The organism is Sphingomonas sp. LR60 (assembly GCF_036855935.1).
GTDB lineage: Bacteria > Pseudomonadota > Alphaproteobacteria > Sphingomonadales > Sphingomonadaceae > Sphingomonas.
Map to the genome: position 1 here is coordinate 2,259,601 of NZ_JASPFK010000001.1, position 12,488 is coordinate 2,272,088.

Genomic DNA, 12,488 nt, shown 5'->3' on the forward strand with positions numbered 1-12,488 from the left:
TCCGGCTCGTCTTCGATCAGATCAGTCCGCCACCCAGCATCAGGCGCAGGCCGAAGATCAGGATCAGGACCAGGTTGAGGTTGCGTCCACCGTTGCGTGACGACAAGGCGCCGACGGCTGCGCCGACCACCGCGATCGGAATGACGAACCAATAGCCCCAGGCGAAGAATGGCAGGAACGGCACGATCCCGAGCAGGAGCGCGACGAGGCCGATGACGATCGAGATCAGGTTGAGCATGGACGGAACATGGCGCTTCCGCCGGTGTCTTGCAAGAACAAGACACACCTAACCTGTCGCCAACGCCAGGCCGACGCGCAATAGAGCGGCCATGGCTTATCTGTTCCTGCTGATCGCGATCGTCGCCGAGGTTACCGCCACCTCGGCGTTGAAGCAGTCGAACGGCTTCACCCGCATTTGGCCATCGGTAGTGACGGTGGCGGGATACGCGATCGCCTTCTATCTGTTGTCACTCACCTTGCGGACGATGCCGACCGGGATCGCCTATGCGATCTGGTCCGGGGTCGGAATCGTGCTGGTCACCGCGGTGGCGTGGCTCTGGCACGGGCAGCGGCTCGACGCTGCGGCGATCATCGGCATGGCGCTGATCATCGCGGGCGTGCTGGTGATGAACCTGTTCTCGCACGACGCGCACGGCTGATTTCCCTTGAACGCCGAAACGCGATAGGGCGCGGCGATGAACTCCTCTTTCTTGTCATGGCGGGCGGCGCGGTCGGCGCCGGCGCACGTCATCTGACCGGGCGCGCGATGGCGCAGGCGCTCGGGACCGCCTGGCCATGGGGCACGCTGACGGTCAATCTCGTCGGCGGATTGTTGATGGGGCTGCTGGTCGGCGTGCTCGCACGATCGGCAAGCGCCAGCGGCGAGACGTGGCGCTTGCTGCTCGGCGTCGGCGTGCTCGGCGGCTATACGACCTTCTCGTCGTTCGCGCTCGACGTCGTCGGGATGATCGAGCGCGGCGCGCTGATCGCGGCGCTCGGCTATATCTTGCTGTCGGTGATCGGCGCGACCGTCGCGCTGTTCGCCGGGCTCGCGATCGCACGGGTGCCGGCATGAGCGACGCGGTCCGTCAGTTCACCGTCGGCTATGACGACGACGGCATCCGGGTCGATCGCTGGTTCAAGCGGCATCTGCCCGACACCAGCTTCACCACCGTCGCCAAATGGGCGCGCACCGGGCAGCTGCGTGTCGATGGTTCCCGCGTCGGCCCCGGCGACCGCATCCAGGCCGGCCAGGTGCTGCGCGTGCCGCCGCCCGAGCCGGAGCGCGTCGAGGAGCGCCCGAAGCGCGAGCGCGCGCCGCTCAGCGAGGACGAGGCCGCATACGCGCGCGAAATGGTGATCCACAAGGACGCCGCCGCGCTGGTGCTCAACAAGCCGCCGGGGCTCGCGACACAGGGCGGGACCAAGACCGTCCAGCATGTCGACGGTCTGCTCGACGCGCTTCAGTATGAGGCCGAGGGTCGGCCCAAGCTGGTCCACCGGCTCGACAAGGACACGTCGGGGGCGCTGCTCGTGGCGCGCAGCGCGCGCGCGGCGGCGGCCTTCGCCAAGAGCTTCTCCAGCCGCACCGCCAAGAAGATCTATTGGGCGCTGGTGGTCGATGTGCCGTCGATCGACGACGGGATGATCGAACTGCCGATCGCCAAGCAGCCCGGCACCGGCGGCGAGAAGATGCACGTCGACGAGGAGAACGGCCAGGCCGCCCGCACCCGCTATCGCGTGATCGAACGCGCCGGCAATCGCGCCTGTTGGGTCGAGTTGCAGCCGTTCACCGGGCGCACGCACCAGTTGCGCGTCCATATGGCCGCGATCGGGCACCCGATCGTCGGGGACGGCAAATATGGTGGTCCCGCTGCATTCCTGACCGGTAATATCAGCCGCAAGATGCATCTCCACGCACGCCGCATCCGTGTCGATCACCCCGATGGCGGCGAGATCGACGTCACCGCGGAGCTGCCGACGCACTTCAGCGAGAGCCTGGCGAGCCTCGGGTTCGAGGTGATGGCGGGCGACATGATGCCGCTCGACGTCAAGCTTCCCCCGACGCGCGAGGAAAAGAAGGCGCGCGCCCGGGCCCACGCCAAGTCGGTGCGCAAGGAACGGCGCGGCGAACGACGCGGCCGCGGCACGGGGAAGGAACGAGGCTGATCCCATCGCCCCGGACTTGATCCGGGGCGGCTGCGACCGTCCGGAAGTCGTCCTCAACACTCCGTCACCCCGGACGCGTTTCGGCATGACGGGGTGAGTTGCGCAGAGGTTTCAATCAAGTCCGGTACGACGGTGAGTTCGCCGCCAGAACCGCGTCGACCCATTCCGGCACCAGCGTCGCCGCCCGCCCGAGCCGCGTCTCTTCGAACCACGCACTGCCCTCGGACGGATCGAGGTTCAGCTCCAGCGTTGCCGCGCCATGCTGCCGCGCCAGTCGTACGAACCCTGCGGCGGGATAGACCGCGCCCGACGTGCCGATCGACACGAACAGATCGGCGCGCGACAGCACGTCCTCGATCCGCTCCATCTGGTACGGCATCTCGCCGAAGAACACGATGTCGGGTCGAAGCGCCGCAGCGCCGCACGCCGGACACGCGCTGCCCGGCGGCAGCGCCCCGGTCCATGCCTGTCGCGTACCGCACGCCGCACACAGCGCCGAGCGCAACTCGCCATGCATGTGCAGCAGCCGCACCGCTCCGGCCCGCTCGTGCAGGTCATCGACATTCTGTGTGACGATCAACAGCTCCCCGCCCCATTCGCGATCGAGCCGCGCCAGCGCATCATGCGCGGCATTGGGCGCGACCGACGCGAGGGCGGCACGCCGCAAGTCGTAGAAGCGGTGCACCAGCGCCGGATCGCGCGCCAGTGCTTCGGGCGTGCAGACATCCTCGACGCGGTGCCCCTCCCATAGCCCGCCCGGCCCGCGGAAGGTTGTGATGCCGCTTTCGGCAGAGATGCCCGCGCCGGTAAGGATGACGATGGTGTGCATGGCGCCATGCTACCCGTCTGGCGATCCCCGGCAAAGCCGCTTAGGTCCGCACTCATGCACCTCGCCCCCGACATCTTCGCCTTCCTCGTCCTCGTCGCGTTCGTCGCGGGGGCGATCGATGCGCTGGCGGGCGGTGGCGGGCTGCTGACGATTCCGGCGCTGCTCGCGGCCGGGGTGCCGCCGGTCGCGGCACTGGCCACCAACAAACTGCAAAGTGCGGTCGGCACCGGATCGGCGTTCCTCACGTTCTGGCGCGCCGGCCATGTCGACCTCCGCCGCTTCGCGCTGCCCGCCGGCGGCGCATTCGCCGGGTCGGTCGCAGGTGCGGTGACGGTGCAGCATGTCGACCCACGCTTCCTGGCGGCGTTCGTGCCGGTGCTGCTGATCGCGATGGCCTTCTATTTCCTGCTCGCCCCGCCGATGAGCGAGTCCGATCGCCATGCGCGGCTCGGACGCGCCGGATTGACCGGCGTGACGACATTGATGGGGTTCTACGACGGCTTCTTCGGGCCGGGAACGGGATCCTTCCTCACCACCGCGCTCGTCGCACTCGGTGGGCTCGGGCTCGTGCGCGCGATCGCCAACACGAAGTTCCTCAATCTCGCCACCAACATCGCCGCCCTCGTTGCGATGATCGCCGGCGGCAAGGTGCTGTGGCTGCTCGGTGGTGCGATGGCGGCGGCAAACGTCGCGGGCAACCAATGCGGCGCATGGGCGGCGCTGCGCTTTGGAGGCAAAGGAGTGCGACTGTTGCTGGTCACGATGTCGATCGCGCTGACGATCAAGCTGCTGTCCGATCCCGCCAATCCGCTATGGGCGTGGCTCGGCCGATAGAAGTTCAGCGGCTCGCATAGTCATTGGCGCGTGCGGCGTCCTCCGCATCGCCGCTGGGGAGGAAGGCGCCCGCGACATAGGCCTCCTCGGTAACCTCGACGGTCGCGCCGAGCTGCGTCGCGCCGAACAGCTTCTTGGCGAAGGCGGTCGGCAGCCGGATGCAGCCGTGCGACGCCGGAAAGCCGGGATTGCGCCCGGCGTGCAGCGCGACGCCGTCCCATGTCAGCCGCTGCATGAACTGCATCGGCGCGTCGTCGTAGAGGTTCGACCGGTGCTGCGCCTTCTTCTGCAGGATCGTGAACGTGCCGGTGGGTGTCGGCCGATCGTCCGAACCGGTCGACACCGACGAAGCCGCCACCAATTGCTGTCCACGGAAGACATAGGCGCGCTGATCGGGGATTGAAATCAGGACGCTCACCCGCCCTGCACCGTCCGCCGCCGGGGTCCAGACGAAACGATTGGGTGGCAGCGTCGCCGCGGCCTCGGTGATCGCCAGCGCTTCCGATCCATCGGCCGAGGCCGGTGAAGCGATGCCGCTCATCAGCACGGCCGCGAGCAGGAAGGGAGCGATTCGACGCATGACGATGGCCTTCTGACGATCCTTGCGATAGCCGGCCCATCCGGCGCACATCGATCAATCAACGCGCCGCGACCATTTCGGTGCCGAACGACGAAGCGTTCATGATCTGCGGCAAATGCGTCAAGATCAGGCACAAACAGCGGTTAACGCTGACGATAATTAACCTGTTCCATGCTACATGACGGGCATTGGAGCGGGGATTTACGTTACTCATGATGCAGTCGCAGGAGACGGTGTCGTCACGCCGTGCTTTGCTGAAGACCGGCGGATTGTTCGTCGGTGCCTTGATGATCCCGGGTGCGGTGTCGGCCGGCATGCGCGATCGTGCGCGCCGCGGCACGCCGGAATCGCTGATCCCGGATGATTTCTTCCACCCGTCGGCCACGCCGGTCACGCAGCCCGCCGTCGCCAGCGCGACCGCGCAGCCGGCGCTCGATGCGCCGGGCGTCAACCCGCAGCTGCTCAAGCGCGCCCTGGCGTCGCTCGAGCGGCACGGCAGCCGGATCGCCAAGCGCGACCGGATCGCGGTGGCGGACTTCTCGGCGGGATCAAGCGCACCGCGTTTCCACCTGATCAACCTCGAGGACGGGCACACCGTCTCGAAGCTGGTCGCGCACGGCAGCGGGTCGGACCCCGCGCACACTGGCTATCTGCAGCGCTTCTCGAACCAGAACGGCTCGAACGCCTCGTGCGAAGGCGCGTTCGCGACTGCCGATTATTATGTCGGCAAGCACGGGCGTTCGCAGCGGTTGCTCGGGCTCGACGCCACGAACAACAATGCACTGGACCGCGCGATCGTCGTCCACGCGGCCTGGTATGCCAATCCCGACATGATCCGTGAGCGCGGGATGCTCGGACGCAGCCAGGGCTGTTTCGCGGTCGGCGAGAGCGAGTTGACCGAAGTGTTCGAGCGGCTCGGGCCGGGGCGGATGATCTACGCCGCCAAGGTGTGAGGCTCACGCCGCGCAGCGGTAGTTCCTGCCCATCAATCTAACTTGGTCACCCCGGACTTGATCCGGGGCGACGACCTTTACCGCGCGTCGAACGCCGCGAGTTCATATTCGATCGACGCCTCGACCAACGTCTCCCACATTGCCGCGACCGCGTCGGCGGGCAGCCCGAGCCGCTCCGCCTCGTCGCGCGCCTGCATGATCACCTGCGCCTTGCGCGCCTCGTCACGCACCGCAGCGCGCGCCGGCTTGATCCGCGCGGCGGCGTCCATATAGTCGAAGCGACGCCGCAGCAGCGCGACCAGTTCGCGGTCGAGCGCGTCGACGCCGGCGCGGACGTCGCTCATGGTGGTGCAGTGCTGGCCGGGCAGGATCTCGCTCATGCCGCGTTGCTTGGCGACCGGCGAAGCGTCTGTCCAGCTTGACTTGCCGACCCTGCCGGGCTAGGCGCGCCGCTTCGCAATTGCCCCCGCATCCCGGTGAAGCGGCGGGCCTGTATCTCGTTTTCGGGATGCGGCGCGAGACCGGGACCTACGTTGTTCGCTTATTGCAAAAGGTTATTACATGTCGAAGCGCCATAGCGCCAAGTACAAGCTCGACCGTCGTCTCGGCGAGAACATCTGGGGTCGTCCGAAGAGCCCGGTCAACAAGCGCGAGTACGGCCCCGGCCAGCATGGTCAGCGCCGCAAGGGCAAGGTGTCGGACTTCGGCATCCAGCTTCGCGCCAAGCAGAAGCTCAAGGGCTATTATGGCGACGTGACCGAGAAGCAGTTCCGTCACGCCTATGACGAAGCGTCGCGCATGAAGGGCGATACCTCGCAGAACCTGATCGGCCTGCTCGAGCGCCGCCTCGACGCGATCGTCTACCGCGCGAAGTTCGCGCCGACGATCTGGGCTGCGCGCCAGCTGGTCAGCCACGGCCACATCCGCGTCAACGGCGTGAAGTGCAACGTCGCGTCGCGCCGCTGCTCGATCAACGACGAGATCTCGCTGGGCAGCAAGGCGCAGGAAATGGCGCTGGTCATGGAAGCGCAGAATCTCGCCGAGCGCGAAGTGCCCGACTATGTCGCGCAGGACGGCAACACCAAGGTGACGCTGGTCCGCGTCCCGACGCTCGACGAAGTGCCCTATCCGGTGAAGATGGAGCCGAACCTGGTCGTCGAGTTCTACTCGCGCTGATCCGGCTGCCATCGGCAGAACGAGGGCGGTCCCGCGGGGCCGCCCTTTTCGTTGCGCGTACAGCGGCGGTCGCACTCACGCCGTGTCGCGCACGTCTCATCCGAGAGTTTGCTTGACCCATCGCTTCTGTACCCCGGCGAAGGCCGGGGCCCAGTTGGGAAGGCATGTGTGATGATGCGCAACGCACATCGGTAGCGTCCCCCAACAAGAGCGCGATGACATCACATTGAACCGGAACTATCATTGCGAGCGCAGCGAAGCAATCCAGGGCGTCCTGATCCAACCCTGGATTGCTTTGCTACGCTCGCAATGACGTATGCGGGTCGGCTCCACGTCATCTGGATCTAGGCTCCGGCCTCCGCAGGGGTGACGCTTTAGCTTCGGTAGGTCACACTCTTGCGCCCGGCGCACCCAACCGCCCGGCGCACCCTACCGTTCGTTGCCCCCCGCCCCGTTCGTGCTGAGCTTGTCGAAGCACGTGCCCACGAAGCACTGCCCTACTCTGCCCGTTCGTGCTGAGCCGGTCGAAGCACCGCGCGCGACGCCGACCCGCCGGATCGCCGGCGCGCCGATGGTCGCAAAACCGTCACCGGACGCCACCGACCGCGCACGTTCCCGCACGTTCCCGCGCGAACCCGCCACTATCGATGTACGGAGCCGGTTATTTTTGCCGCTGGCTCCGCACCGGAACGCCCGGCGACCTTCGAAAACCGACCGCACATCAACACCAAACGCCCACCACGCAGTGTCTCAGCCACCCTCCGCCCCCACGAAACCGCTACACGCTGCGACCGCGACGCACGCAAAAAATCCGCCCCACCCACGTTCGCACGCCGGTCGGTCGGAGATCGAATTACCAGGAAGACGGAGGGAATGGTGGAGCCGAGGGGGATCGAACCCCTGACCTTCGCAATGCCATTGCGACGCTCTCCCAGCTGAGCTACGGCCCCATTCCGTCCGGGAGGCAGCCCACTAACCGGGGGCTGCCGGCTTGGCAAGCGGCAATTTCGCCACTTGCCAAGCTTTTTGAAAGGTCAGTTGTTCTCGTCGTCTTCGTTGCTGGTTTCGACGCCCAGATCGTCGTCGCCGCCGAGATCGACCTCGTCGTCGGGCGAGGGCTCCTCGTCTTCACCGGTGTCCAGATCCTCGTCGTCACCAGCAAGGTCGGAGTCGACCTTTTCCTTGTCCGGCTTGGCAGCCTCGAACGGCAGCGGCTGCTTGGACTTGAGGATCGGCTCCGGCTGCCATGCATAACCGCAGTTGATGCAGGTGACGGGATCGTCCTTCTCGAGGTCGTAGAAACGCGTCGCGCATTTCGGGCACGTACGCTTCGTGCCCCATTCCGGCTGGATCATGCCGTGAAAAGCCTTTCGGATGGGTGGATCAAACAGGTCGCCCTGTGAAGTGGCGCGTGCCTTGCCATAGCGCAAGGCGGCTGGCAAGGCGCGGCGCGCATGGCGCATTCCTCCTCCCCCACTCCGTTCACCGTTCCCTCGCCCACGCGGCTGTCGGGACGGATCCGCGTTCCCGGCGACAAGTCGATCAGCCACCGTTCGCTGATGCTGTCCGCGCTGGCGGTCGGCGAAAGCCGCGTCGAAGGGCTGCTGGAGGGCGAGGACGTGCTCGCCACCGCCGCCGCGATGCGGGCGCTGGGCGCGACGATCGAGCGTGGCGAGGATGGCATCTGGCGCATCCACGGCGTGGGGGTCGGCGGGCTGCTCCAGCCGACGCAGGCGCTCGACATGGGCAATTCGGGCACCTCGACCCGCTTGTTGATGGGGCTGGTCGCCAGCCATCCGATCACCGCGACCTTCACGGGCGACGCTTCGCTGTCGTCACGCCCGATGGCGCGCGTCACGGTGCCGTTGGAACAGATGGGCGCGTCGATCGAAGCGTCACCGGGAACGCGCCTGCCGTTGATGGTGCGCGGCGCCTGCCCGGCGGTCCCGATCGAATACGAGCTGCCGGTCGCCTCGGCGCAGGTAAAGTCGGCGGTGCTGCTCGCCGCGCTCAACACGCCGGGCATCACGCGCGTGATCGAGCCGGTCCCGACACGCGATCACAGCGAGCGGATGCTGGCCGGCTTCGGCGCGCAGCTGACCGTCGAACAGGGCCCACGCGGACGCATCATCTCGGTGACCGGCGAGGCGGAGCTGAAGCCGCAGTCGATCGTCGTGCCCGGCGATCCGTCGTCGGCGGCGTTCTGGATGGTCGCGGCGTCGATCGTTCCGGGCAGCGACGTGGTGATCGAGAATGTCGGGCTCAACCCGACGCGCGCCGGCCTGCTGACCGCGTTGCGCATGATGGGCGCTGACATCACCGAGCTCTATGCGCGTGTCGTCGGTGGCGAGCCGGTCGCCGACCTGCGCGTCCGCCATGCGGCGCTTGCCGGGATCGTGGTACCGCACGATCTCGCGCCATCGATGATCGACGAATATCCGGCGCTGTTCGTCGCAGCCGCCTTTGCCGAAGGCGCGACGGTTGCACGCGGGGCCGAGGAACTGCGCGTCAAGGAAAGCGACCGGATCGCGGCGATGGGCGCCGCGCTGTCCGCAAACGGTGTTGCCACTGACGAACATTCGGACGGGCTGACCGTCCATGGATCGGGCGGCGAGAAGATCGCGGGCGGCGGGACGGTGGAGACCAAGCTCGATCATCGGATCGCGATGAGCATGACGGTCGCCGGACTGCACGCGCGCGCCGCGGTGACGATCGACGACATCGCGCCGGTCGCCACCAGCTACCCGGCCTTCTATCAGCAACTGGCGCAATTATCGGGAGCCGACGCATGATCATCGCGGTCGATGGCCCCGCCGCTTCGGGCAAGGGTACGATCGCGCGCGCGCTCGCCAGCCACTACGGCATCCCGCACCTCGACACCGGGTTGCTGTACCGCGCGGTTGCGGCTCAAGTGACGCGGCTGGAGCTTGATCCGGCGCTCGAAGCCGATGCAATCGCGGCGTGCGACTTCGACGATCACCTGCTCGGCGACGCGATCCTGCGCGACGATGCCACCGGGCAGATCGCGTCGATCGTATCGGCACATCCGCTGGTGCGCGCGGCGCTGCTCCAGCGGCAGCGGCGCTTCGCGCACCAGCCCGGTGGCGCGGTGCTCGATGGGCGCGATATCGGGACCGTGATCGCGCCCGACGCCGACGCCAAGTTGTTCGTGCGCGCCACCCCGACGATCCGCGCGCGACGGCGTCACGACGAACTCCACAAGCGCGGCAGCGCAATCAGCTACGATCAGGTCCTGTCCGACATTCGCACGCGCGACGATCGCGACAGCTCCCGCTCCACTGCCCCGCTGGTCGCGGCGGCGGATGCGATGGAACTCGACACCAGCTTTCTGTCGATCGAGGCCGCGATTTCGCGCGCGATCGCGCTGGTGGATGCACGCCTCCAACGCTAGTCGGCGAGCCAATCCTCGCGGCCGTGGCGGATGCGGAGGATCAGGACATTGTCGTCCGGATCGACCGTGTACAAGATGAGATGCGATCCCGTCGGATAACTACGAACGTTGGCGCGCAACTCCGGCCGCTGTCGGCCTGCCCTCGGATGATCGCCAAGAAACACGAATGCACGATCGAGCTGATCCGCATACCGCTCGGCCTGTTCCCGTCCGAACTTCTGCACGCCGAAGAGAAAATCGAGAAGTAATCCTCGTCCGCCTCATCACTCAGACTGTAGCTCATAACCGATCAGTCGAGTTGCGCGCGCCGACGCGCTTCCGCACGTCGACCTTCTGGCGATCGCTGCGACACACCGCTCGCGCGCGCCTCGTCCACCAGCCGCTGCATGTTCGCGATCTTTTCCGCCCGCACCTGTTCGCGGCGGATCAGGTCGCGCACGACGTCGCTGGAGTTGCTGTACCGGCCGGTCGCCGCCTGCTCCTCGACCCAGTCTTTCATGGCGTCGGGGAGCGAGATGTTCATCGTAGCCATGCCTGCAAGGTTCCCCGTTTGGCAATCATTGTCAACCTTGCTTGCCGGGCACTTTTCGGCTAGGGCGCGGCGGTCCGGCGGGCTGTGGCTCGCGGAGGCGCGGCGCGATGGCTTGCCCTTCGCGCCTTTTCGCACATCCGCGAATAGCCCCCGCCGCTCCCCAGATCGAACGGATGTCGCACCCGGCACGGGGCCGGTGCGACAGTGATGGCCAAGACCGGCGGAACCAACCGCCTGGCCGGAAAACGACATAGGACAGTTTCTTTTATGGCCTCTGTGGCAACTCCCTCGCGTGATGAATTCGCGGCGATGCTCGATGACATGTTCGGCGGCGCCGACAGCTTCGAGGGCCGCGTGGTGCTGGGCACCGTTACCGCCATCGAGAACGACCTGGTCGTCATCGACGTCGGCCTGAAGAGCGAAGGCCGTGTGCCGCTGCGCGAATTCGCGCCTGCGCCGGGCCAGAAGGCCGACCTGAAGGTCGGTGACGAAGTCGAGGTCTATGTCGACCGCGTCGAGAACATGCACGGCGAAGCGATGCTGTCGCGCGACCGCGCCCGCCGCGAAGCCGCCTGGGACAAGCTGGAGCTGGAATTCGCCAAGACCGCGCGCGTCGAGGGCGTGATCTTCGGCCGCGTGAAGGGTGGCTTCACCGTCGATCTGAACGGCGCCGTGGCGTTCCTGCCGGGTTCGCAGGTCGACATCCGCCCGGTGCGCGACGTCACCCCGCTGATGGACATCCCGCAGCCGTTCCAGATCCTGAAGATGGACCGCAAGCGCGGCAACATCGTCGTGTCGCGTCGTGCGGTTCTGGAAGAGACCCGCGCCGAGCAACGTTCGGGCCTGATCCAGTCGCTGCATGAAGGCCAGATCATCGATGGCGTCGTCAAGAACATCACCGATTACGGTGCGTTCGTCGACCTGGGCGGCATCGACGGCCTGCTGCACGTCACCGACCTCAGCTACAAGCGCGTCGGCCACCCGAGCGAGATGATCAACATCGGCGACACCGTGAAGGTGCAGATCATCCGCATCAACAAGGACACGCAGCGCATCTCGCTGGGCATGAAGCAGCTCGAGAGCGATCCGTGGGATGGCGCCGCCGCCAAGTATCCGGTCGGTGCGAAGCTATCGGGCCGCGTCACGAACATCACCGAATATGGTGCGTTCGTCGAGCTGGAAGCCGGCATCGAGGGCCTGGTCCACGTCAGCGAAATGTCCTGGACCAAGAAGAACGTCCATCCGGGCAAGATCGTCTCGACCTCGCAGGAAGTCGAAGTCGTCGTGCTCGAGGTCGACGAGGACAAGCGTCGCATCTCGCTGGGCCTGAAGCAGGCGCAGAACAACCCGTGGGAGGCATTCGCTGCCGCGCACCCGATCGGCTCGACCGTCGAGGGCGAAGTCAAGAACGCCACCGAGTTCGGCCTGTTCATCGGTCTGGACAACGACGTCGACGGCATGGTCCACATGTCTGACATCGCATGGGGCGTGTCGGGTGAGGACGCGCTGAACCTGCACCGCAAGGGTGAGATGGTTCAGGCCGTCGTGCTCGACATCGACTCCGAGAAGGAGCGAGATCTCGCTCGGTATGAAGCAGCTCGAGCGTGGCGGTCCGGTCGCGGCGGGCGCGGGCGATCGCCTGGGCAAGAACCAGGTCACCACCGTCACCGTCCTCGAAGTTCGCGATGCGGGCCTCGAAGTGCAGGCGGGCGACGATGGCGCGACCGGCTTCATCAAGCGCACCGACCTCGGCCGCGATCGCGACGAGCAGCGTCCGGAGCGTTTCCAGGTCGGGCAGAAGTTCGACGCGATGGTGACCGGCTTCGATCGCTCCAAGAAGCCGACCTTCTCGGTCAAGGCAATGCAGATCGCCGAAGAGAAGCAGGCCGTGGCGCAGTATGGTTCGTCGGACTCGGGTGCGTCGCTCGGCGACATCCTGGGCGAAGCGCTCAAGGCGCGCGACACCAAGAAGTAAGCGCATCTGCCTTGCGGCAGCGAAGGGG

General features: G+C 66.6%; 16 protein-coding genes, 1 tRNA gene and 1 pseudogene. 9 read left to right on the top strand and 9 right to left on the bottom strand.

Annotation, left to right across the window (positions count from 1 at the left end; genetic code table 11):
• Nucleotides 1-16: 16 nt before the first annotated feature.
• A complete protein-coding gene (locus tag QP166_RS10425) occupies nt 17-238 on the bottom strand; it encodes a hypothetical protein (protein ID WP_333915854.1) in 222 nt (73 codons plus the stop codon).
• 91 nt (nt 239-329) lie between these two features.
• Between QP166_RS10425 and QP166_RS10430 the strand changes: the two genes are divergently transcribed.
• The 3 genes from QP166_RS10430 to QP166_RS10440 are packed head-to-tail and all read left to right on the top strand — an operon-like array spanning nt 330 to nt 2,169.
• Nucleotides 330-659 (top strand): DMT family transporter, encoded by a 330-nt coding sequence (locus tag QP166_RS10430; protein WP_333915855.1) that lies wholly within the window; start codon nt 330-332, stop codon nt 657-659.
• Between the two features lie 56 nt (nt 660-715).
• Complete coding sequence (gene crcB / locus QP166_RS10435) at nt 716-1,075, top strand: fluoride efflux transporter CrcB (RefSeq protein ID WP_333915856.1); 360 nt, start codon at nt 716-718, stop codon at nt 1,073-1,075.
• On the top strand, nt 1,072-2,169 hold the full coding sequence (locus QP166_RS10440) for an RluA family pseudouridine synthase (protein ID WP_333915857.1): 1,098 nt from the start codon (nt 1,072-1,074) through the stop codon (nt 2,167-2,169). The genes crcB and QP166_RS10440 overlap by 4 nt, the downstream gene beginning before the upstream one ends.
• Nucleotides 2,170-2,284: 115 nt before the next feature.
• Here QP166_RS10440 and QP166_RS10445 read toward each other — a convergent pair whose 3' ends face one another.
• Nucleotides 2,285-2,998: an NAD-dependent deacylase gene (locus QP166_RS10445; RefSeq protein ID WP_333915858.1), complete on the bottom strand. Its 714-nt coding sequence runs from the start codon at nt 2,996-2,998 to the stop codon at nt 2,285-2,287.
• A gap of 54 nt (nt 2,999-3,052) precedes the next feature.
• On the opposite strand from QP166_RS10445, the gene QP166_RS10450 reads away from it, so the two are divergent.
• Entirely contained in the window at nt 3,053-3,832 is a 780-nt protein-coding gene (locus tag QP166_RS10450) for a TSUP family transporter (protein WP_333915859.1), read from the top strand.
• A 4-nt stretch (nt 3,833-3,836) separates the two neighbouring features.
• On the opposite strand, the gene QP166_RS10455 is transcribed toward QP166_RS10450, so the two are convergent.
• Together QP166_RS10455 and QP166_RS10460 are read right to left on the bottom strand one after the other, a co-directional pair.
• Nucleotides 3,837-4,412, bottom strand: coding sequence for a L,D-transpeptidase family protein (locus tag QP166_RS10455; RefSeq protein ID WP_333915860.1), 576 nt, complete (start codon nt 4,410-4,412; stop codon nt 3,837-3,839).
• 58 nt (nt 4,413-4,470) lie between these two features.
• Nucleotides 4,471-4,728: a hypothetical protein gene (locus QP166_RS10460; RefSeq protein WP_333917395.1), complete on the bottom strand. Its 258-nt coding sequence runs from the start codon at nt 4,726-4,728 to the stop codon at nt 4,471-4,473.
• On the opposite strand from QP166_RS10460, the gene QP166_RS10465 reads away from it, so the two are divergent.
• Entirely contained in the window at nt 4,727-5,365 is a 639-nt protein-coding gene (locus tag QP166_RS10465; RefSeq protein WP_443027206.1) for a murein L,D-transpeptidase catalytic domain family protein, read from the top strand. The two genes, QP166_RS10460 and QP166_RS10465, sit on opposite strands and share 2 nt — an antisense overlap.
• Nucleotides 5,366-5,442: 77 nt before the next feature.
• On the opposite strand, the gene QP166_RS10470 is transcribed toward QP166_RS10465, so the two are convergent.
• Nucleotides 5,443-5,745 carry a chorismate mutase gene (locus QP166_RS10470; protein WP_333915862.1) on the bottom strand — a complete coding sequence of 101 codons (303 nt, stop codon included), beginning with the start codon at nt 5,743-5,745 and terminating at the stop codon, nt 5,443-5,445.
• Nucleotides 5,746-5,926: 181 nt separating this feature from the next.
• On the opposite strand from QP166_RS10470, the gene rpsD reads away from it, so the two are divergent.
• Nucleotides 5,927-6,541: a 30S ribosomal protein S4 gene (rpsD, locus tag QP166_RS10475; RefSeq protein ID WP_184034336.1), complete on the top strand. Its 615-nt coding sequence runs from the start codon at nt 5,927-5,929 to the stop codon at nt 6,539-6,541.
• Nucleotides 6,542-7,415: 874 nt separating this feature from the next.
• Here the strand turns inward: rpsD and QP166_RS10480 are convergent.
• Nucleotides 7,416-7,491 (bottom strand) — tRNA-Ala (locus tag QP166_RS10480).
• A gap of 84 nt (nt 7,492-7,575) precedes the next feature.
• Nucleotides 7,576-7,896 (bottom strand): FYDLN acid domain-containing protein, encoded by a 321-nt coding sequence (locus QP166_RS10485; protein ID WP_333917320.1) that lies wholly within the window; start codon nt 7,894-7,896, stop codon nt 7,576-7,578.
• Between the two features lie 99 nt (nt 7,897-7,995).
• Here QP166_RS10485 and aroA point away from each other — a divergent pair, with 99 nt between their 5' ends.
• Both aroA and cmk read left to right on the top strand, forming a co-directional pair.
• Nucleotides 7,996-9,333, top strand: coding sequence for a 3-phosphoshikimate 1-carboxyvinyltransferase (aroA, locus tag QP166_RS10490; protein WP_333915863.1), 1,338 nt, complete (start codon nt 7,996-7,998; stop codon nt 9,331-9,333).
• Entirely contained in the window at nt 9,330-9,953 is a 624-nt protein-coding gene (gene cmk, locus QP166_RS10495) for a (d)CMP kinase (RefSeq protein ID WP_333915864.1), read from the top strand. The genes aroA and cmk overlap by 4 nt, the downstream gene beginning before the upstream one ends.
• Here the strand turns inward: cmk and QP166_RS10500 are convergent.
• The gene (locus QP166_RS10500; protein ID WP_333915865.1) at nt 9,950-10,177 is read right to left on the bottom strand and encodes a type II toxin-antitoxin system RelE/ParE family toxin; all 228 of its coding nucleotides are present in this window, start codon (nt 10,175-10,177) and stop codon (nt 9,950-9,952) included. The two genes, cmk and QP166_RS10500, sit on opposite strands and share 4 nt — an antisense overlap.
• Before the next feature lie 65 nt (nt 10,178-10,242).
• Nucleotides 10,243-10,476: a type II toxin-antitoxin system ParD family antitoxin gene (locus tag QP166_RS10505; RefSeq protein ID WP_443027207.1), complete on the bottom strand. Its 234-nt coding sequence runs from the start codon at nt 10,474-10,476 to the stop codon at nt 10,243-10,245.
• A gap of 276 nt (nt 10,477-10,752) precedes the next feature.
• On the opposite strand from QP166_RS10505, the pseudogene rpsA reads away from it, so the two are divergent.
• A pseudogene (gene rpsA / locus QP166_RS10510) lies at nt 10,753-12,460 on the top strand (30S ribosomal protein S1).
• Nucleotides 12,461-12,488: the final 28 nt, after the last annotated feature.